Here is a 21,019-nt window from a genome sequence, read left to right on the forward strand (position 1 = left end):
GCATCCCGGCCAAACGCCAGCGCCGCAATGACCGCCAGCAGCAGCACCGCGCCGCCCGCCAGGGCAAACCACAGCACGTGGTGACGTTCCGCCTGTACTTTATCTCCGGCGTTCATCGCCGGGGCACTCATGCTGCGCAGGCGCGGCAGCAGCCAGAGCAGCAGCGGCGCGCCAATCAGCGCCGTCACCGAACCGGTAGAGACTTCCATCCACACCCGCGTTAGCCAGAGGATCACCTGGTCAGAGAGCCAGAGGATCAACGCGCCAATCAGCGGGGCGAGGATCAGGCGGGAGAGCAGACGCCGCGCGCCGAGCATTTTGGCCAGCAGCGGCGCGAAAAGGCCGATAAAGCCGATGATGCCCACCGCATTCACCAGCAGGGCGCTGATAACAATCGCCAGGGTCAGCGCCGCCAGGCGGGCCAGCGACAGCGCCAGGCCAAGGTTACGTGCCACGCCATCGTCCAGCCCCATCAGGGTGAGCGGACGCAGCAGCAGCAGGGTCAGCAGTACGCCGCCGAGCAGTTGAGGCCACAGGCGCTGGACGATGCTCCAGTCGGTTTGCGTCAGCGTCCCGGTGCTCCAGAGGAACATGCTCTGCAGCTGGTCGTGATGGAAAATCACCAGAAGCTGGTTAACCGCCCCGCAGTAGAGGCTCACCACCAGCCCGGCGAGGATCAACGTTACCGGCGAGAGGCGTTTACCCCAGGCCACGCCAAAGACAATCGCCCCCACCACACAGGCTCCCACCAGCGCGGCAAACTGCGCTGCCAGCGCGCCCGGCAGCGCCCACAGGGTGATGATGGTCATCCCCAGTTGCGCACCGGTTGCCACTCCCAGGGTGGTCGGTTCCGCCAGCGGGTTGCGCAGCACCTGCTGGAACAGGACACCCACCAGCCCAAGCCCGGCCCCCACCAGCAGCGAGATCGCCAGCCGCGGCAGCAGGCTGTAGTGGAACAGCATCTGTTGAATATTGTCGATATCCGGGGCGACCAGCGCGCTACCCCACTGGGTGCGCGGCAGGGCAATGCTCAGGTTCCACCAGGTTAAGCCCAGCGCAACGGCCAGCAGCAATGTGATTAACAGCGTCGGGAAAAAGGCGATCCGGGACCTCATGCCTGACCTCCCAGCGCGCTATCCAGCACGCGGGCAAAGTGCATGGCCGACAGGGTCGCGCCGTAGAACCACACCGCCGGCACGCGTTTGACGCGCTGCTGGCGGACAAAGGGCATCGCCTGCCACAGCGGCGTCGCCATTAAGGTCTGCATCTCGCGCTCATTGCCGTGATCGAAGCACAGCACATCCACATCGCGAAACGCCGCCAGACGGTCGATGCCGACGGCGGTACTGCCCCAGAAGGTCATCTCCCCTTCCCAGGCGTTTTTAATCCCGTAGCGATCGAGTACTTCCTGGAACAGGCAGTTATTGCCAAATACCAGCATATGGCGGGCATCGAGCAGGGTCACCATCAGCAGCGGGCGATCGCCGCGACCGGCAAAACGCGGCTTGTAGCTGTCGATCACGCTGTCGAAATGATCGAGATGCTCGCGGGCCGCCGCTTCCCGGTTCAGCAGCTGCGCCATCTCGCTTAAGGATTTACGGGCGTTGGTCAGCGGCTTTTTGCCGTCGCTAAAGGCGAACCCGCGCCCTGGCGCAATGCGCGCCAGCTTCTCTTCCGATGGACCATACCCGGCCGACCAGACCAGGTATGACGGTTTCATCTGGGTGAGCAGTTCAAGGTTAGGCTCGGTACGCAGGCCAATGTCGATCACCGATTCCGGCAGACGAGGCTCGTTCACCCACAGGGTGTAGTTAGGAATGTCGGCCACGCCGTAGGGAGTCACGCCGAGCGCCAGCAGCAGCTCGACCGGCAGCCACTCGAGGGCCACAATGCGATGAGGATCGACGGCGGCGGCATGCGCCGGGCTCATTTTCCACAGCAGCGGCGAGAGGGCCATGGCCGTCAACAGCCGACGACGGCTAATCATTAAATCAGGCATCAATAGACAAAGCTCACCGGTGCCGCTCCCGCAGGATGCGGCAGAATACCCATTGGAATTCCGTAGATGTGTTCCAGCGTTTCACTGCGCATCAGCTCGGCAGGCGTGCCCCGGGCGATCATCTCGCCGCCGCGCAGCGCCACCAGATAGTCGCAGTAACGCGCCGCCATGTTGATGTCGTGCAGCACCGCAATCACCGTCAGGCCGCGCTGCTGGCTTAAGCGATGCACCAGCGCCAGCACGTCCACCTGATGGGCAATGTCCAGCGCCGAGGTCGGTTCATCCAGCAGTAAACAACGGCTGTCCTGCGCCACCAGCATGGCGATCCACGCCCGCTGCCGCTCGCCGCCGGACAGGCTATCCACCAGACGATGGGCCAGCGGCTTTAACCCCACCAGCGCAATCGCCTCTTCCACTTTCTCGCGGTCGGCCACGCCGAAGCGACCCAGTGCGCCATGCCAGGGATAACGGCCAATCGCTACCAGCTCGCGGACGGTCATGCCCTCCGCCTGCGGCAGCTGCTGCGGCAGATAGGCCACCTTGCGGGCAAAGGCCTTACTGTTCCAGCTCTCCAGCGGCTGTCCGTCGAGCAGAATATCGCCCTCGGACGGCGGCTGATGGCGGCCCAGCATTTTCAGTAAGGTGGATTTGCCGGAGCCGTTATGGCCGATCAGGCCCGTCACCTGGCCTGCGGGAAAGGTCAGTGAAAGCGGATGCAGCAGCGTGCGTCCGGGAACGCGAAAGGAGACGCCGTCGAGCGCAAAAGTGGTATCGGATTGCGGGTTGTTTTCCTGCATGTTAGCCAACTTAAGTGAAGAAAAGGGCACGAAAATCGTGCCCAAGTTTCAGGATTAGAAGCGGAAGGTCGCGGTCGCAACCACCTGGCGCTCTGCACCCCAGTAGCACGCATAGTCTTTGTAGCAGCTGGAGACGTATTCACGATCGAACAGGTTATTCACGTTGACCGCGATGGAGGAACCTGGCAGGCCCAAACGCGCCAGATCGTATTTCACCATTGCATCTGCCAGCGTGTAACTTGCTACGCTAAACGGCTGATCTTTTTTGTCTCCGGTGGAGTAATAGCTCACCGTATTGCCCACGTAACGGGTACCTGCGCCAATCGTCAGACCACTGAGAGCCGTATTGGTGAAGGTGTAATCTGCCCACAGAGAAGCCTGATTACGCGGCACTTCGGCAGGTCGCTGGCCTTCAAACACCGTGTCATGGGTGAATTCTGCATCGGTATAGCTATACGCGGCCGTCACGTTGATGTTGGCATTCACCGCCGCTTTCGCTTCCAGCTCAAAACCACGGGAACGGACTTCGCCGCTTTGCACGCTATACAGCAGCGTTGGATCGTTTGGATCCGCAGTCAGGTTCTTGTCTTTGGTCAGCTCATAAACGGCAGCGGTCACCACGATCGGCAGATCTTTTGGTACATACTTCACACCAGCTTCATACTGCTTGCCGCGTGAAGGATCGAATGGCTTGCCATTACGATCGGAGCCAGAAGTAGGCTCAAACGATTCGCTGTAGCTGAAGTAAGGTGAGATGCCGTTATCGAACAGATAGTTAATACCGCCACGCCAGGTAAACGCCTGATCGTGGTTCTCGGCCAGCACATCAGTGGTACGCGTGTGGGTTGAGGTCATCGCATAATCATAACGGCCACCCAAAGTCAGCACCCATTTATCCCACTCGGCCTGGTCCTGAGCATACAGTCCGGTCTGCTCCATACGGTTAACGACGGAATAGTTAGACCATGGCAGGTTGGTGTTAATATTCGGGTTGCCGTAATCCGGGTTCTGGATATCAATTGGATCCGCTGAACCGTACAGGGCAGTAACATCGTTACGCATGCGAGAATAATCCACGCCGGTCAGCAAGGTGTGCTCTAACGCTCCGGTGGAGAATTTCGATTGCAGTTGGGTGTCAACGGTAAAGATGTTCAGGTCTTCATCTGAACGAACATAAGCACGGCTGATTTTACCAGGCGCCACGTAGCCATTACCGTAGACCGAACGGTAAAGCGTATTGACCTGTGCATAACGCAGGTTCTGACGGACGGTGAAGGTATCATCGAACTCATGAGAGAAGCTGTAACCCACCATCTGCTGGCGGCGTGACATCTTGTTGTCGGCTTCACCTTCGTTGAAATCTGTTGGGATTTTATGTTGATTGCCATCGGCATCACGATATGGCACAACCGTACCTTCGCGCGGCAGCCAACCGTAATAACCCGCATCAGGATCGTTCTGGAAGTTGCTCAGGAAAGTGAAATCCGTTTTGTCATCAGGGCGCCAGCTGAAAGATGGCGCAACCGCATAGCGTGTTGATTTCGACATCTCCTGCTGGGCATTCTCACTACGGCCTAAGCCGGTCAGACGGTAGGACCACACGCCGTCATCATCGATCGCATCGCTAAAGTCAAAGCCAGTCTGCCACAGGTTTTTGGTACCCATTTTAAACTGCACTTCTTTCAGCGGCTCGGTGGTAGGACGTTTGCTAACCATGCTGACGATACCGCCAGGGTTGCTGTTGCCGTACAGAACAGAGGTTGGCCCGCGCATAACTTCTACGCGCTCCAGGAAATACGGGTCCATAGAAACTTCAGAGTAGTTGTTACCCTGCAGCTTCATGCCGTCAAGATATTGGTTGGTGTTTACCGTTGAAGGCGCGGTAAAACCACGAATGGAGACCACATCATATGTGGTGGAGCTGCCACGGGTTGCAAATACGCTTGGGGTATAGCCCAGCGCTTCTTTTACCGTCGCAGGCTGGCGACGTTCCATTTCATCACGCGTTACTACGGAAATAGACTGCGGCGTCTTTTCAATAGGCGTATCTGTTTTAGTCGCTGTTGCGGAACGTTTTGCCGCAATCGTTGGTGCAGGACCCCAGGCACTCTCCTGTGGAGCAGGTGCCGCAGTAACGGTGATAGTTTCTTCTTTTTTAGGAGTGTCAGCAGCCTGAGCGTAAGCAGACATGCCGCTAACCGCTGTGGCTACAACGACTGCGATTTTACGCAGCGAAGATTGCATTGGCTGAGCAGTTTTTGAATGCGCCATTGGTATGTCTCTGATGAAAGCGTGAATGATAACGTAAACGATAATTATTATTATGACCGCAGCATATTATGCGAAACATTCACGGCATAGCAAGTGATATGCGCCCCTACGGGAATTAAGGGTATAAGAAATAAACAACGGAAAATGAAGGGTTAATAAACGGGAGATTTACTGTTGGGGGGATGTTGAATTGAGGTGAAAATGCCCTCTCCCGCAGGAGAGGGCATTTTTATTAGTTACCGCCGAACATATCCTTGATCCAGCCTGCGACGCCGTCGCTATCCTTCTTCTCATTCTGCTGCTGCGGCTGTTGTTGCTGCTGCTGCGGCTGTTGCTGAGGAGAAGACTGCTCAAACGGGTTGCCCGTCGGCTGCGGCGCTGGCGCCTGGCACAGGGAGTCCGGGTTGGTGGTCCAGACCGGAACGCTACGCATCCCGCCGCCACACACGAAGGTACCCGACTCATCCACGCCCATATCCACGATATCTTCCGGTGGCGTCAGGGTTAATGGAACCGGCGACTGGTTAGCCAGATAGCGCTGGTAAATCGACATCGCCCCGCTGGCACCGTACAGTTTGGTCGGTTGGTTGTTGTCGCGTCCTACCCAGGTGATCACCACTTCGCGCCCGTCGATGCCGGCAAACCAGGTATCGACGTTGTTGTTGGTGGTCCCGGTTTTACCCGCCAGATGCAGGCCCGGATACTTCGCGCCAAGCTGACGCCCGGTCCCGCGCTGCACTACCTGCTGCATGGTCCACAGAGTCATGTAGGCGGCCTGTGCCGGTACGGCACGCTCCGCCTGCGGGAAGCTCTGGTACAGCGGCGTACCGTCTTCAGCAATCACCGAACGCAGCGCAGAGAGCTGGGCACGGTTACCGCCGCTGGCGATGGTCTGGAACGCCTGCGCCACTTCAATTGGCGTCAGGTTCAACGCACCTAACAGCATGGCCGGAACCGGATGCAGCTGATCTTTTGGCACGCCCAGCTTCAGCCAGGTATCGGTGACCGCTGGCAGACCCAGCGCCATCCCGAGGTTGACCGTTGGCACGTTCATGGAACGCGTCAGAGCGTCCACCAGCATCACCTGGCCGCTGTACTGTTTATCGTCGTTCTGCGGCGACCACACCTGGCCATTCGGCTGGCGCAGGGATATCGGCGCATCGGCAATCCAGGTATTCAGTCGGTACTGGTTAGGCTGGCTCAGGGCGGTGAGATAGGTCGCCGGTTTTGCCAGAGAACCGATCGAACGGCGTGCCTGCATGGCGCGGTTGTAGCCCGCAAACTGCGGCTCCGCCCCGCCGACCATCGCCCGCACTTCACCGCTGGTGCGATCGACCACCACCATCGCAGTTTCAAGATCGCTCAGCTTACGCTGCTTCTTCAGCGCCGGAATGCCTTCCACCGCCGCTTTCTCTGCGGCGTCCTGCGCCACGGAGTCAAAGGTGGTGAAGATCTTCACGCCGGAGAGATCTTTAACTTTGTCGCCCAGTTTGGTCTGCAGCTCCTGACGCACCATCTGCATAAACGCAGGCTGCGGGGAGATCACGCCGCCGCGCGGCTGCACGCCTAACGGACGCGCGCTGAGCATGTCGTACAGCTCCTGGTCGATCACCTGCTGCTGTTGCAGCAGACGCAGCACCAGATTACGACGCTCCAGGGCCAGTTTCGGGTTACGCCACGGGTTGTAGATCGACGCCCCTTTCACCATACCGACCAGCAGCGCCTGCTGGTCGAGGCTCAGCTCTTCCACCGGACGCCCGAAGTAGTACAGGCTCGCCAGCGGGAAGCCGCGGATCTCATTGTCACCGCTCTGACCGAGGTAGACCTCGTTCATGTACAGCTCAAGAATGCGATCTTTGCTGTAGCGGGCATCCATCAGCACCGCCATGTAGGCTTCGTTGGCCTTACGCCAGTAGGAGCGCTCGCTGGAGAGGAACAGGTTCTTCACCAGCTGCTGGGTCAGGGTACTTGCCCCCTGCACCGTCCGGCCGGCCGTCAGGTTCGCCAGCACCGCACGGCCGATGGAGTACAGGCTGACGCCATCGTGCTCATAGAAGTGACGGTCTTCGGTCGCCAGCAGGGTATCCACCAGCAGATCCGGGAAGCCGTTACGCGCGACGAACAGACGCTGCTCGCCGTTTGGCGAGGAGAGCATAGTGATCAGTCGTGGATCGAGACGGAAGAAACCGAACTGGCGGTTGTTCTCCATGTTCTCAATGGTGTCGATATGATCGCCGTCGAAGGTCAGACGCGCGCGCACCTGTCCCTCTTTGCTGTCCGGGAAGTCAAACGGACGGCGGATCATTTCGATGCTTTTCGCCTGCACCGTAAACTCGCCGGGACGCGTCATCTTCGTCACCTGGCGGTACTGAGTAGCCTCCAGCAGTTTGACCATCTCGTTCTTGCTGATAGTCATTTCCGGCTCGAGGTTGACCATCCGGCCATACACCGCCGCTGGCAGCTGCCAGACTTTACCGTCGATACGGCTACGGATCTTCTGATCCAGATAGACGCCGTAGATCGCCAGCAGGACGATGAAAACAATTAACAGCTTCAGCAGCAGCCAGAACCAGCCGCGCTTGCCGCGAGGTTTTCCTTTTTTGCCTTTCCCTTTACGTGGCACGGACGCTTCATCCTCATACTCATTATCAACGTCGTCATATTCCTCATCGCTGAGGCGACGACGGCCTGCCTTTTCTTTCGCCGGACGCGTTGGTTTCCCTTTACGTCCTATTGGCTCGCGGTCATTCCCCGCCATGCTCTCTCTCCGCAACTATCAGGCGCAAAGGCCCGATTCTCAGTTCTTCCCCCTGATGGAGGAAGAAGAAATCTCTCAAAATAAACCGCGTTTGCTCCCTCTCCCCGTGGGAGAGGGTTGGGGTGAGGGCATCAGGCCGCTCGGTTCCCATTGCCGGGTGGCGCTGCGCTTACCCGGCCTACAACTGCTCGTTTTTCTCCCGCCCCGCTACGAATACTTCCTGGTGCGCCGGGTTGGCGCGGTATTCGCTGGATCGTCCGGCCAGACATGTTTGGGATAGCGCCCTTTCATCTCTTTTTGCACCTCGCGGTAGCTGCCGGCCCAGAAAGCACCGAGATCGCGGGTGATCTGCAGCGGACGCTGGGCCGGTGATAGCAGCTCCAGCACCAGCGGCACACGCCCCTGCGCAATGGCAGGCGTGGTCGCCTCGCCAAACATCTCCTGCATCCGTACCGCCAGCGCCGGAGGATTATCCTCATGATAACGAATGGCTATCCGGCTGCCGGTCGGCACAGTGTAATGCCCCGGAAGCTCAGTATCCAGACGTTGACGTAACGACCAGTCGGTTAAGTTCTGTAATGCCGACTTAACATCCAGTGATTTCAGGGCGCGAAGCGAATGTACGCCCTGCATTTGCGGCAGCAGCCACGTTTCAAGCGACGCCAGCAGCGAGGCCTCGTCCACCGCCGGCCAGTCAAATTCCGGCAGCCACTGCGCCGCGCAGTGCAGGCGCAGCCGGTACTGCTCCGCCTCCGGGGTCCAGTTCAGTACGCTGAGCCCTTTATCGCGAATGCCGTTGAGCATCGCCTGGTGCAGCTCCTCTTCCGAGGGCTTCGCCAGCGGTTTGACGTTCACCGTCAGGCGGCCAATCTGTGCCCGGCGAAAGGCCTTCAGCGTGCCCTGGGCATCATCCCACTCGACGATATCCGATTGTTCCACCAGGCCCGGCGAGGCCGCGATCAGGGCCTCAATATCCACGGCGACGGCCTGCAGAATGCGGGCATCTGGCGACTGGCTGCCCTGCAACAGCAGCGGAGCAATCAACCACTCGTGGCGGGTCATGGCGTCGTCGCTTTGCAGCATCGCTCCCATGCCGTTCGCCAGTTGATAGCGCCCGTCGAGCCCGCGGCGGCGGGCAATCCGGTCGGGAAACGCCTTTGCCAGCAGCGCAGGCACGCGGTCACTGTCCGGCGCCCCACCACGACTGTTGAGGCGTGAGCTTAACTGCCGGGCGCGCTGCTGCCACTCCGGCTGATTGCGGGAGAAGGCCTGGGCCAGATCGCTGCTGCTGCCTCGCGGCGGCTGTTCAAGGATAGCCGCCAGTTTTGCCGCCGTCGCCATTTCGTCTTCGCCCACGGCGCTGGCCAGCATCGCCGCCAGCCGCGGATCGTTGCCGAATTTCGCCATCTTCTGACCAAAGGGAGAAAGCTGTTCCCCCGCCAGCGCCCCGAGCTGGGTTAACAGACGGCGGGCCGCAGCAAGGTTAGTCGCTGGCGGCAGATCCAGCCAGCTCAGTTGGGAAGGATCCCGACAGCCCCACTGCAGCAGCTCCATCAGCAGGCCGCTGAGATCGCTTTGCAACATTTCCGGTGTGCCCTGAGCCGCCGCGCGCTCAGCCTGCTCAAACGGCGTCAGGTGCAGGCAGATGCCCGGCTCCAGTCGCCCGGCTCGCCCGGCGCGCTGGGTCATTGAGGCCTGGCTGACGCGCTGGGTCAGCAGGCGGGTCAGGCCGGTGCGCGGATCGAAATTCGCCACCCGCTCCTGGGCTGAATCTACCACCAGCCGGATACCTTCGATGGTCAGACTGGTTTCGGCGATATTGGTCGCCAGCACCACTTTGCGCTGTCCGGCTGGCGCGGGCAGGATCGCCTTACGCTGCTCGGCAAGCGACAGGGCGCCATACAAGGGGCAAAGCACCACGTCGTCGGCCACCCGACGGGCGAGCTGCTCCTGCACGCGCTGGATCTCGATCACGCCCGGTAAAAACAGCAGCAGCGAGCCCGACTCCTGGCGCAGCAGTTCGGCGGTCGCGACCGCCACCGCTTCGTCGAAACGGTGCTGGGCGGAGAGCGACTGATAGCGGCGCTCCACCGGAAAGGTACGCCCCTCAGAAACGACAGTGGGCGCGTCAGGCAGCAGGCGCTGGAGCCGATCGTTATCCAGGGTCGCGGACATGATCAGCAGCTTAAGATCCTCCCGCAGCCCCTGCTGGACGTCCAGCAGCAGCGCCAGGGCCAGATCCGCCTGCAGGCTACGCTCGTGGAACTCATCGAGGATCACCAGCCCCACGCCGGTCAGCTCGGGATCCTGCTGTAACATCCGGGTGAGGATCCCCTCGGTGACCACCTCCAGCCGGGTGGTCGCCCCCACGCAGGTTTCGGCACGCATCCGGTAGCCGATCGTTTCGCCCGGCTTTTCCCCCAGCAGATCCGCCAGCCGCTGCGCCACGTTACGGGCGGCGATCCGCCGCGGTTCGAGCAGAATAATTTTGCCGTTAATCTCCCCCTGGGCCAGGATCTGCAGCGGCAGCCACGTCGATTTCCCCGCCCCGGTGGGCGCAGTAAGCAGAACCTGGGGGGCGTGTTGTAACGCGAGGAGAAGTTCAGGAAGGACAGCGGCGACCGGCAACAGGGACACGAATGGCTCCAGAGGGTTAACTTTAGACGGCGTACATTGTAGCATCGCCACAATTCATTACCGAGTACCCCGTATGTCTGAGTCGAAAAGGCTGTTTTTTGCCATTGAAATGCCTGCCCCGCTCCAGCGCCAGATCGTGCGCTGGCGCGCCGACCATTTTGCCCCGGAAGCGGGCCGTCCTGTGGCCGGGGCCAACCTGCACCTGACGCTGGCGTTTTTAGGCGATGTCAGCGAGGAGAAACGTCAGGCGCTGGCGGCAATGGCCGGACGCATCCGCCAGCCGGGGTTTACCCTGACGCTGGACGATGCCGGTCAGTGGCTGCGCTCGCGGGTCGTGTGGCTCGGCACCCGCCAGCCGCCTCGAGGATTATTGCAGCTGGCCAATATGCTGCGGGCCCAGGCCGCGCGCAGCGGCTGTTACCAGAGCCCACAGCCGTTTCATCCGCACATCACCCTGCTGCGCGACGCCAGCCACGCGGTGGCCATTCCACCGCCGGGTTTTCAGTGGGCGTTTCCGGTGAATGAATTTGTCCTTTACGAGAGCCATTTTACCGGCGGGCGCACGCGCTATACGCCGCTGCAGCGCTGGACGCTTACCGAATAACAAGGAATCTGTATGCAGTTTACCCCTGCCCTCCAACCCGCCACGCTGGTGCAGCGCTACAAGCGTTTTCTGGCCGACGTAGTGACGCCGGAAGGCGAAACGCTGACCCTGCACTGCCCCAATACCGGGGCGATGACCGGCTGCGCTACGCCCGGCGATACCGTCTGGTACTCCACCTCTCTCAATATGAAACGCAAATATCCCCACACCTGGGAAATAACCCAGACTGCCGACGGCAACTTTATTTGCGTTAATACGCTGCGGGCCAACCAGTTGGTCAAAGAGGCGATTACGCTGGATTTAATTCCTGAACTGCGCGGCTACAACACCTTAAAAAGTGAAGTGAAATATGGTGCGGAAAGCAGCAGAATCGACTTTATGTTGCAGGCAGAGGATCGACCCGAGTGCTATATTGAAGTGAAATCAGTGACGTTAGCTGAAAGGGATAACGGCTACTTTCCGGATGCGGTGACGCTGCGAGGGCAGAAGCATCTCCGGGAGTTGATAAGTGTAGCGGCGGCGGGTAAGCGCGCGGTGCTGTTATTTGCGGTATTGCACAGCGCAATTGAACGATTTTCACCAGCTCGCCATATTGACCCTAAGTACGCGCAACTGTTGAATGAGGCACAAAAGCAGGGGGTGGAGGTTTTGGCCTATAAAGCGGAACTTTCTGCCGATAATATGACTCTGAGATCCGCTCTTCCCGTCACGTTATAAAAGGGGTTGAGCGTTGTTTATTAAGTGTTCTGGTCGTGTGCGCAAATACGCTTTTCCTCACAGGCTTGTCAAGTGTTACGTTTAGATAATTGCCTTACGGAAAAGCATCTGCTATTTATAGCGGCCTGATTTTTCCCCCAACACGGGGATCGATAGTGCGTGTTAAGGAGAAGCAACATGCAAGAAGGGCAAAACCGTAAAACATCGTCCCTGAGTATTCTCGCCATCGCTGGGGTGGAGCCGTATCAAGAGAAGCCGGGCGAAGAGTATATGAACGAAGCCCAGCTGTCGCACTTCAAGCGAATTCTTGAAGCATGGCGTAATCAACTCAGGGATGAAGTCGATCGCACCGTTACTCATATGCAGGACGAAGCAGCTAACTTCCCGGATCCGGTAGACCGTGCCGCCCAGGAAGAAGAGTTCAGCCTCGAACTGCGTAACCGTGACCGCGAACGCAAACTGATTAAGAAGATTGAGAAGACGCTGAAAAAAGTCGAAGACGAAGATTTCGGCTTCTGCGAGTCCTGCGGTGTCGAAATCGGCATTCGTCGTCTGGAAGCCCGTCCAACAGCCGACCTGTGCATCGACTGCAAAACGCTGGCAGAAATCCGCGAAAAACAGATGGCCGGTTAATACCGACCCTGTCATGACGCTATCACAGGCGGGAGTTTTCTCCCGCCTGATTACTTTCTGCGCTGTGTAATTATGCCTGCTGACTATATTGGGCGCTTCGCGCCATCCCCCTCTGGCGAACTGCATTTTGGCTCGCTCATTGCCGCGCTTGGCAGCTATCTGCAAGCCCGTTCCCGACAGGGTATCTGGCGCGTGCGGATCGAAGATATTGACCCCCCGCGTGAAGTTCCCGGTGCAGCAGAGACCATTCTGCGTCAGCTGGAACATTACGGCCTGCACTGGGACGGCGAGGTGTTGTGGCAATCCCAACGCCACGATGCCTATCGCGAACGCCTGGCCTGGCTGCATGCCCAGGGGCTCTCTTACTACTGCACCTGCACCCGGGCGCGCATTCAGAGCGTCGGCGGCGTCTATGACGGCCATTGCCGCACGCTGCATCACGGCCCGGAAAACGCCGCGGTGCGCGTGGTGCAACAGCATCCGGTCACCCGCTTTACCGATCGGCTACAGGGCGAACTCCACGCCGATCCACGGCTGGCGGATGAGGATTTTATTATCCATCGGCGGGACGGGCTGTTTGCTTACAATCTGGCGGTGGTGGTGGATGACCATTTCCAGGGCGTAAACGAAATCGTCCGCGGGGCCGATCTGATCGAACCTACCGTGCGGCAGATTTCGCTCTACCAGCTGTTTGGCTGGCCGGTGCCGGACTATATCCATCTCCCGCTGGTGGTGAATGAAAAAGGGATGAAACTCTCGAAACAGAATCATGCCCCCGCATTACCGACGGGCGATCCTCGCCCTGTTCTTATCAATGCTTTACAATTTCTAAACCAGGATGTAACACATGAGTGGCAGGATCTGCGAACCGAAGAATTACTGGAAAAAGCGGTGGCCCAGTGGTCGCTAAACCGCGTGCCGAAAATCCAGCATTCTCAAATGCGTCTCGCTGAGCTATGATTAGCCGCTATTTTTTGTCCTGAATTCTGAAACACACACTACCGAGGTGTACTATTTTTACCCGAGTCGCTAATTTTTGCCGTAAGGTGCTGAGCCGCGATGAGAGCATGGCGGATGACGTCATTGTTCAAAATACGATGTCGGTTATTCCGCGCGAGCAGCATGCTATTTCCCGCAAAGATATCAGTGAAAACGCCCTGAAGGTCCTTTATCGTCTGAATAAAGCTGGCTATGAGGCGTATCTCGTTGGTGGCGGGGTGCGTGACTTACTGTTGGGCAAAAAGCCAAAAGATTTTGACGTGACCACCAGCGCCACGCCTGAGCAGGTGCGTAAATTATTCCGCAACTGCCGTCTGGTCGGTCGCCGCTTCCGTCTCGCCCACGTCATGTTTGGGCCTGAGATCATTGAAGTGGCCACCTTCCGTGGTCATCACGAAGGCACCCCATCAGACCGGACGACCTCTCAACAGGGTCAGAACGGCATGCTGCTGCGTGACAACATCTTTGGCTCTATCGAAGAAGATGCCCAGCGTCGTGATTTCACCATCAACAGTCTCTATTACAGCGTGGCTGACTTTACCGTCCGCGATTTCGTGGGTGGCGTACCGGACCTGAAAGCCGGGATCATCCGCCTGATCGGCAACCCGGAAACGCGCTACCGCGAAGATCCGGTGCGTATGCTGCGTGCCGTGCGTTTTGCCGCCAAGCTGGATATGAAGATCAGCTCCGAGACCGCCGAGCCGATCCCACGCCTGGCTACGCTGATCAACGATGTGCCACCGGCGCGTCTGTTTGAAGAGGCGTTGAAGCTGCTGCAGGCAGGCCACGGTTTTGCTACCTATCAGCTACTGCGCGAATACAGTCTGTTCCAGCCCCTGTTCCCGACCATCACGCGTAACTTCACCGAAAAAGGTGACAGCGCGATGGAACGCATCATCGACCAGGTGCTGAAGAATACCGATAACCGCATTCAGAACGACATGCGCGTTAACCCGGCGTTCCTGTTTGCCGCGATGTTCTGGTATCCGCTGCTGGAAACGGCGCAGAAGATTGCCCAGGAAAGCGGCCTCGCCTACTACGATGCCTTCGCGCTGGCCGCCAATGACGTGCTGGATGAAGCCTGCCGCTCGCTGGCGATCCCGAAACGCATTACCACGCTGGTGCGTGATATCTGGCAGCTTCAGCTGCGGATGTCCCGTCGTCAGGGTAAACGCGCCTGGAAGTTAATGGAGCATCCAAAATTCCGCGCGGCTTACGATCTGATGGCTCTTCGTGCCGAAGCGGAAAACAACCGCGAGCTGCAGCTGCTGGTGCAGTGGTGGGGTGAGTTCCAGGTCTCTGCACCACCGGCGCAGAAAGACATGCTCGGCGATCTGGATGAAGATCCGGCTCCGCGTCGTCGTCACCGCCGTCCACGCAAGCGCGCCCCGCGTCGCGAAGGCGCGGCATGACGCTGGCGTATATCGCCATCGGCAGCAATCTGGCCTCTCCGCTGGAGCAGGTCAATGCTGCCGTCCAGGCGCTGGGCGACATCCCGCAGAGCCGCGTTGTCGCCCTCTCCTCGTTTTACCGTACGCCCCCGCTGGGCCCGCAGGATCAGCCCGACTACCTGAACGCCGCCATTGCGCTGGAAACCGCGCTCAGCCCTGAGGCGCTGCTGGACAACACCCAGCGCATCGAGTTGCAGCAGGGTCGCGTACGCAAAGAAGAACGCTGGGGACCGCGCACTCTCGATTTAGACATCATGCTGTTTGGTGATGCGGTGATGAATACCGAGCGCCTGACGGTGCCGCATTACGACATGAAGCGCCGCGGCTTTATGCTCTGGCCGCTGTTTGAAATCGCCCCTGACCTGATCTTCCCCGACGGCGAAAGCCTGAGCGCCCTGCTGGCGCAGCTGAACGCCGAAAAACCCGCCCGCTGGTAACAGCAAAAATTTATTGATTAGCCATAAAACATTTGTGGTTAATCGGTTGCCTAAAATCATTGTTCCCTCGAATGTTACTGTTAGAATGCGCAAAGATTCGCTTTGGGCTATCAGGAAACAGTATGAAACCAACCACCATCGCCACCTTGCAGAAATGCAAACAGGACAAGCAGCGCTTCGCCACCATTACCGCCTATGACTACAGCTTCGCCAAACTCTTTGCCGAAGAGGGTATTAACGTCATGCTGGTGGGCGACTCGTTAGGGATGACGGTCCAGGGACATGACTCCACTCTGCCAGTAACGGTAGAGGATATTGCTTACCACACCCGGGCGGTGCGTCGCGGGGCGCCAGCCTGTCTGCTGCTCGCCGATCTGCCGTTTATGGCCTACGCCACGCCGGAGCAGGCGTTCGAAAATGCCGCCACGGTGATGCGCGCCGGGGCCAATATGGTCAAAGTGGAAGGCGGCGCCTGGCTGGTGGATACCGTCCGCATGCTCACCGAGCGCGCGGTGCCGGTCTGCGGCCATCTGGGATTAACCCCGCAGTCGGTCAATATCTTTGGCGGCTATAAGGTACAAGGGCGCGGCGACGCCGCCCAGACCCTGTTTGATGATGCGCTGGCTTTAGAAGCCGCAGGGGCACAGCTGCTGGTGCTGGAGTGCGTGCCGGTCGCGCTGGCGAAACGCATTACCGACGCGCTCACCATTCCGGTGATCGGCATTGGTGCCGGTAACGTCACCGACGGCCAGATCCTGGTGATGCACGATGCCTTTGGCATCACCGGCGGGCACATCCCGAAATTTGCGAAGAATTTCCTTAGCGACGCAGGCGACATGCGCGGCGCGGTCAGGCAGTATATTGCCGACGTTGAATCGGGTGTTTACCCGGGTGAAGAACACAGTTTCCAGTAAGGAGTCAAGGTGTGCTAATCATAGAAACCCTGCCGCTGCTGCGCCAGCACATTCGCCGTTTGCGCCAGGACGGTAAACGTATCGCGCTGGTGCCCACCATGGGCAACCTGCATGACGGACACATGAAGCTGGTGGACGAAGCCAAAGCCCGCGCCGATGTGGTGGTGGTGAGTATTTTCGTAAACCCGATGCAGTTCGACCGTGCCGACGACCTGGCGCGCTACCCGCGCACGCTGCAGGAAGACTGCGAGAAGCTGAAAAAGCACAAGGTAGATTTCGTCTTCTCCCCTGCCCCGGCGGATATCTATCCGAAAGGCACGGAAGAGGCCACCTTTGTCGACGTGCCGGGCATCTCCACCATGCTGGAAGGGGCCAGCCGTCCGGGACACTTCCGCGGCGTCTCCACCATCGTCAGCAAGCTGTTTAACCTGGTGCAGCCGGATATCGCCTGCTTCGGCGAGAAAGATTTCCAGCAGCTGGCGCTGATCCGCAAGATGGTGGCCGACATGGGCTACGACATCGACATCGTGGGCGTGCCGATCGTACGGGCCAAAGACGGCCTGGCGCTGAGTTCGCGCAATGGCTACCTGACCGCCGAACAGCGCAAAATCGCGCCGGGCCTGTACAAGGTGATGAGCACCATGGCGACCCAGCTGAAAAACAAAGAATTGAGCAGCGAAGAGATCGTGGCTCTGGCGGAACAGGCGCTGAATGATGGCGGCTTACGGGCTGACGATGTGCAGATCCGCGATGCCGACACCCTGCAGCCACTCTCCCCTGACAGCAAGCGCGCGGTGATCCTGGTGGCGGCATGGCTCGGCCAGGCGCGGCTTATCGATAACACAGTAGTTGAACTGGCTCAGTAAGTACTGAGCATATCCATGCTAACGGATTAGTGATTCTCAGCCCCTTCTTCGGGAGGGGATACGACAAAGAGTTAAGGTAACGTCATGATTCGCAAAATGCTGCAAGGTAAGCTTCACCGTGTGAAGGTCACGCAGGCCGATCTGCATTATGAAGGCTCCTGCGCGATCGATCAGGATTTTCTCGACGCAGCGGGTATTCTTGAAAACGAAGCCATTGATATCTGGAACGTGAGTAACGGCAATCGTTTCTCAACCTACGCTATCGCGGCTGAACGTGGGTCTAAAATTATTTCCGTCAACGGTGCGGCAGCGCATTGTGCCAACGTGGGTGATATCGTCATCATCGCCAGCTTTGTCATGATGTCCGATGAAGAAGCGCGCCGCTGGCAGCCGAAAGTCGCCTATTTCGAAGGGGATAACGACATGAAACGTCTCGCGAAAGCGATCCCGGTTCAGGTCGCCTGACGCTAATATTCGGAATTGCCTGGCTTTCAGGCAATTCCATATTTATTTTGCCTCTTTTTACTCCCGTTATTTCTCTTCGCCTTCTCACGGCTGTCTTACTATTCCCGTACTAACTTCATTCACTTATTACATGCCGTGCTTATTGCAGGGAGGCATCATGCCCGCATTTATTCCCCCGCTCAGAAAAGGCGTCTGCGCCTTAACGTTGATAATTGCCGCCTGCACGTCATGGCAGGCCTGCGCGGATATTGTCATTTCCGGCACCCGAATTATTTATCCGCAGACGGCAAAAGACGTCACCGTGAATTTGCAGAACCGCGGCAATAAACCGCTGCTGGTGCAATCCTGGCTTGACGATGGTCGTGATACGGTCGATCCCCAACAAATTAAGCTGCCGTTTGTGATTACTCCGCCGGTCAGCCGCGTGGACCCGCAGCAGGGCCAGGCCATTCGCATTACCTGGCTTGGCCAGGCGTTGCCGAAAGATCGGGAGTCCCTGCTGTGGTTTAACGTCCTCGAAGTACCGCCTAAAGCAAAAACCGACGCCGATCGGAGTCGCTTACAGCTGGCCTTTCGCACGCGCATCAAACTGTTTTTCCGCCCGGAAGGGTTGGCCGGCTCCCCTGCCGGGGCCATTAAACAGCTGAGCTGGCAGGTGAAGCGCGCCGTAAAAGGCACCTATCTGGTGGCCAGTAATCACACGCCCTGGAACATCTCGCTCGCCAGCGCCAGCTTTATCACTGCGGGTAAAACCTATGTCGCAGACAGCCACGCCATTAAACCGTTTTCCAGCGAAGAGATGAAAATCAACGGCGCTACTGCGACGACCTTCGGCACGGTGAAATACGTGGCAATTAATGATTTTGGCGGCACAGAAGAATATCAGTCTGCCGTGAATTAATTTCTGAACTGTTTATACGCACACCGCGATTCGGGCTGACTTAAAATGAATTGGCGTCTCTCCTTTCTTTGCTTATCGGTTTGTGCGGCGATGTCCGTCGGCGCGAGCGCGCAGGATGACGTCGAATTTAACGATCAGTTTTTATTTAATACCGGCAGCAAAATAGACGTAAGCCGTTATTCCCGCGGCAACCCGGTGATGCCTGGAGAATATCGCGCGGCGATCCGCGTCAATGGCGTGGCGAAAATCACGACCGCCGTGACCTTCAATGATAATGGCACGCCGCAGGCCGCACCCTGCCTGACCTTACCGATGCTGAATCAGCTGGATCTGGACACCTCGCAGCTAAAAGCGGACGCCGAGTGTGTGGATCTGGCCAACGCCTACCCCGGCTCATCGGTGGCGTTTGATACCGCGACCCAGTCTCTCGATCTTACCGTTCCGCAGATCTACCTGTTAAAACGTCCGGCGGGCTATGTGGATGCCTCCCGCTGGGATGCGGGGATCCCCGTTGGCCTGCTGGCCTACGACCTTAACGCCTGGCACAGCCAGAATCCGCAGTCGACGCAGGATACGGCCTACGCCGGGCTGCGCTACGGCGTTAACCTGGGCGCATGGCGATTCCGCGCCCGCGGCAACGCCAACTGGGACCGGGAAACCGGCTCGCGCTATGACCAGCAGGATATCTACCTGCAGCGAGATATTATTCCCCTGAAAGCCCAGATGCTGGTGGGGGACTCTTACACCCGGGGCGATGCCTTTGACTCCGTCTCCCTGCGCGGCGTGCGGCTCTACAACGATGACCGGATGCTGCCCAGCGGATTAACCAGCTATGCCCCGACGATCCGCGGCGTGGCCAACAGCAACGCCAAAGTGACGGTGACCCAGAGCGGCAACACCATTTATCAGACCACGGTCCCGCCCGGCGCCTTCGAGATTAACGATCTCAACACCACCGGCTACGGCAACGATCTTAACGTCACCATCACCGAGGCCGATGGCAGCCAGCACGCCTTTTCCGTGCCCTATTCATCGGTGGCACAGATGTTACGCCCCGGCTTTGCCCGCTGGGATACCGGCGCAGGACGCCTGCAGGACGACACCTTGCACGACAAGCCGCAGCTGGCCTATGGCGACATCTATTATGGCCTCAGCAGTACCTTCACCGGGTACACCGGGGCGCAGTATCTGGATGTCGGCTTTTATGCCCTTCTTGCCGGGCTGGCGATGAACACCCGCCTCGGGGCCTTTGCGTGGGATATCACCCAGTCCCGGGCGCAAATCGCTGGCCTGCAACCGCTGGCGGGGCAACGCTATCGTTTGTCGTACAACAAAACGGTCAGCGAAACCCGGACCTCGCTCAATCTCTCTGCCAACCGCTTTTCCAGCGAAAAGTATCTGAGCCTGCACGATGCGGCAGAGCTGGCGGAATGGATGACGGACCCGGCAGAGCACAACGATATTCATGCCCTGCAACGCATGAAGAACCAGCTGCAGGTGAACATCAATCAGCCGCTGAAAATGGGCAGCACCGACCTGGGCTCGCTGTACGTTAACGGCAGCTGGCAAAACTACTGGAACGCCAGCGGCACCACCTCCAGCTTTTCGATGGGCTACAGCAATGCGTTTCGCTATGGCAGCTACACCCTGTCGCTACAGCGCACCTATGACGATACCGGCCAGCAGGATGACAGCCTCTACCTGAACGTCAGCCTGCCGTTTGATTCGCTGCCCGGCAGCCATCACCGTCCGGGAGGCTTTTCCAGCCTGAATATCGGCATGAACTCTGATTTCAACGGCAGCAACGGCCTCAACATGACCGCCAACGGCAGCTCGGCTGACAACCGCCTGAGCTACAGCGTCACCACCACCGACAACCAGAGCCCGGACAGCAATCTCAGCCAGGTGAGCACCTACGGCAGCTACAACAGCGCATGGGGTCCGCTGGGGGTTTCCGCCTCAGCCAGCAGCGACCACAGCCAGCAATACTCCGCCAGCTACAGCGGCGGCCTGCTGCTCCACGCCGGTGGCGTAACCCTGACGCCGGGCAGCCCGGGCGAAGCCGATGCGCTGGCGCTGGTGAAAGCCAGCGGGGCGAAAGGAGCAAGACTCACCAACGGTAACGCCGAAATCGGCGATTCCGGCTATGCGGTGCTGCCTTATCTCTCAGCCTACAAGGAGAACCGTATCACTCTCGACACCAGCACCCTGACGGCTGATGTCGAGGTGAAAAACAACAGCACCGTAGCCGTTCCGCGTAGCGGGGCCGTGGTGATGGTGGATTTTGCCACCAACCAGGGGCGTTCGGCGGTGCTGGAGCTACAGCGCGATGACCAGGGATTTATTCCGCTTGGCGCCGAAGTTTTTAATCAACAAGGAGAAGAGATTGGCTCAGTCGGACAGGCTGGCCAGGCCTATGTCAGAGGTATCAAAAAGAGTGGAACGCTGCGCGTGGTGTGGGGATCAGGAAAGGAAAACACCTGTACCGTGCGTTATCGAATGGATTCTGGCGCTCAGAAGGTGGGACTGACCACGATTTTGACCAACCAGATATGTCACATATAGCTGGA

17 protein-coding genes are annotated in these 21,019 nt (G+C 58.7%); 11 read left to right on the forward strand and 6 right to left on the reverse strand.

The annotated features are described in order from the left end of the window. From V7Q49_RS11495 to hrpB, 6 genes are all read right to left on the reverse strand, one after another. Window positions 1–1,115, reverse strand: a 1,115-nt coding sequence (locus V7Q49_RS11495) for an iron ABC transporter permease (protein WP_333851319.1), incomplete at its 3' end; no start/stop codon positions are given. Then, a complete protein-coding gene (gene fhuD, locus V7Q49_RS11500) occupies window positions 1,112–1,999 on the reverse strand; it encodes a Fe(3+)-hydroxamate ABC transporter substrate-binding protein FhuD (protein WP_442913064.1) in 888 nt (295 codons plus the stop codon). The genes V7Q49_RS11495 and fhuD, both read right to left, overlap by 4 nt. Continuing rightward, a complete protein-coding gene (fhuC, locus tag V7Q49_RS11505) occupies window positions 1,999–2,796 on the reverse strand; it encodes a Fe3+-hydroxamate ABC transporter ATP-binding protein FhuC (protein WP_333851323.1) in 798 nt (265 codons plus the stop codon). Before fhuC ends, fhuD begins: the two co-directional genes overlap by 1 nt. A gap of 54 nt (window positions 2,797–2,850) precedes the next feature. Next, window positions 2,851–5,067 (reverse strand): ferrichrome porin FhuA, encoded by a 2,217-nt coding sequence (gene fhuA, locus V7Q49_RS11510; RefSeq protein WP_333851325.1) that lies wholly within the window; start codon window positions 5,065–5,067, stop codon window positions 2,851–2,853. Window positions 5,068–5,299: 232 nt separating this feature from the next. Further along, complete coding sequence (gene mrcB / locus V7Q49_RS11515; RefSeq protein ID WP_333851327.1) at window positions 5,300–7,825, reverse strand: bifunctional glycosyl transferase/transpeptidase; 2,526 nt, start codon at window positions 7,823–7,825, stop codon at window positions 5,300–5,302. Between the two features lie 207 nt (window positions 7,826–8,032). Beyond that, window positions 8,033–10,462 carry an ATP-dependent helicase HrpB gene (gene hrpB / locus V7Q49_RS11520; RefSeq protein WP_333851330.1) on the reverse strand — a complete coding sequence of 810 codons (2,430 nt, stop codon included), beginning with the start codon at window positions 10,460–10,462 and terminating at the stop codon, window positions 8,033–8,035. Between the two features lie 73 nt (window positions 10,463–10,535). Here hrpB and thpR point away from each other — a divergent pair, with 73 nt between their 5' ends. The 11 genes from thpR to V7Q49_RS11575 all read left to right on the forward strand — a co-directional run bounded on the left by thpR (window position 10,536) and on the right by V7Q49_RS11575 (window position 21,014). Beyond that, the gene (gene thpR, locus V7Q49_RS11525; RefSeq protein ID WP_333851331.1) at window positions 10,536–11,066 is read left to right on the forward strand and encodes an RNA 2',3'-cyclic phosphodiesterase; all 531 of its coding nucleotides are present in this window, start codon (window positions 10,536–10,538) and stop codon (window positions 11,064–11,066) included. A 12-nt stretch (window positions 11,067–11,078) separates the two neighbouring features. Next, window positions 11,079–11,783, forward strand: coding sequence for a DNA/RNA nuclease SfsA (gene sfsA / locus V7Q49_RS11530; protein ID WP_333851334.1), 705 nt, complete (start codon window positions 11,079–11,081; stop codon window positions 11,781–11,783). Window positions 11,784–11,960: 177 nt separating this feature from the next. After that, window positions 11,961–12,416, forward strand: coding sequence for an RNA polymerase-binding protein DksA (dksA, locus tag V7Q49_RS11535; RefSeq protein ID WP_012016093.1), 456 nt, complete (start codon window positions 11,961–11,963; stop codon window positions 12,414–12,416). 69 nt (window positions 12,417–12,485) lie between these two features. Further along, window positions 12,486–13,376, forward strand: coding sequence for a tRNA glutamyl-Q(34) synthetase GluQRS (gene gluQRS, locus V7Q49_RS11540; RefSeq protein ID WP_442913065.1), 891 nt, complete (start codon window positions 12,486–12,488; stop codon window positions 13,374–13,376). 53 nt (window positions 13,377–13,429) lie between these two features. After that, window positions 13,430–14,827, forward strand: a complete 1,398-nt coding sequence (gene pcnB / locus V7Q49_RS11545) for a polynucleotide adenylyltransferase PcnB (RefSeq protein ID WP_333852402.1) — start codon at window positions 13,430–13,432, stop codon at window positions 14,825–14,827. Then, the gene (gene folK / locus V7Q49_RS11550; RefSeq protein ID WP_333851342.1) at window positions 14,824–15,303 is read left to right on the forward strand and encodes a 2-amino-4-hydroxy-6-hydroxymethyldihydropteridine diphosphokinase; all 480 of its coding nucleotides are present in this window, start codon (window positions 14,824–14,826) and stop codon (window positions 15,301–15,303) included. The genes pcnB and folK overlap by 4 nt, the downstream gene beginning before the upstream one ends. 122 nt (window positions 15,304–15,425) lie before the next feature. Continuing rightward, complete coding sequence (gene panB, locus V7Q49_RS11555; RefSeq protein ID WP_333851344.1) at window positions 15,426–16,217, forward strand: 3-methyl-2-oxobutanoate hydroxymethyltransferase; 792 nt, start codon at window positions 15,426–15,428, stop codon at window positions 16,215–16,217. An 11-nt stretch (window positions 16,218–16,228) separates the two neighbouring features. After that, complete coding sequence (panC, locus tag V7Q49_RS11560) at window positions 16,229–17,083, forward strand: pantoate--beta-alanine ligase (RefSeq protein WP_333851345.1); 855 nt, start codon at window positions 16,229–16,231, stop codon at window positions 17,081–17,083. An 84-nt stretch (window positions 17,084–17,167) separates the two neighbouring features. Continuing rightward, complete coding sequence (panD, locus tag V7Q49_RS11565) at window positions 17,168–17,548, forward strand: aspartate 1-decarboxylase (RefSeq protein ID WP_333851347.1); 381 nt, start codon at window positions 17,168–17,170, stop codon at window positions 17,546–17,548. Between the two features lie 157 nt (window positions 17,549–17,705). Continuing rightward, complete coding sequence (locus V7Q49_RS11570; RefSeq protein ID WP_333851350.1) at window positions 17,706–18,449, forward strand: fimbrial chaperone; 744 nt, start codon at window positions 17,706–17,708, stop codon at window positions 18,447–18,449. 45 nt (window positions 18,450–18,494) lie between these two features. Beyond that, entirely contained in the window at window positions 18,495–21,014 is a 2,520-nt protein-coding gene (locus V7Q49_RS11575) for an outer membrane usher protein (RefSeq protein ID WP_333851352.1), read from the forward strand. The last annotated feature ends 5 nt before the right edge of the window (window positions 21,015–21,019 follow it).

Origin of the sequence: Leclercia sp. (assembly GCF_036780805.1) — a bacterium.
In the GTDB taxonomy this organism is placed as follows: Bacteria; Pseudomonadota; Gammaproteobacteria; order Enterobacterales; family Enterobacteriaceae; genus Enterobacter.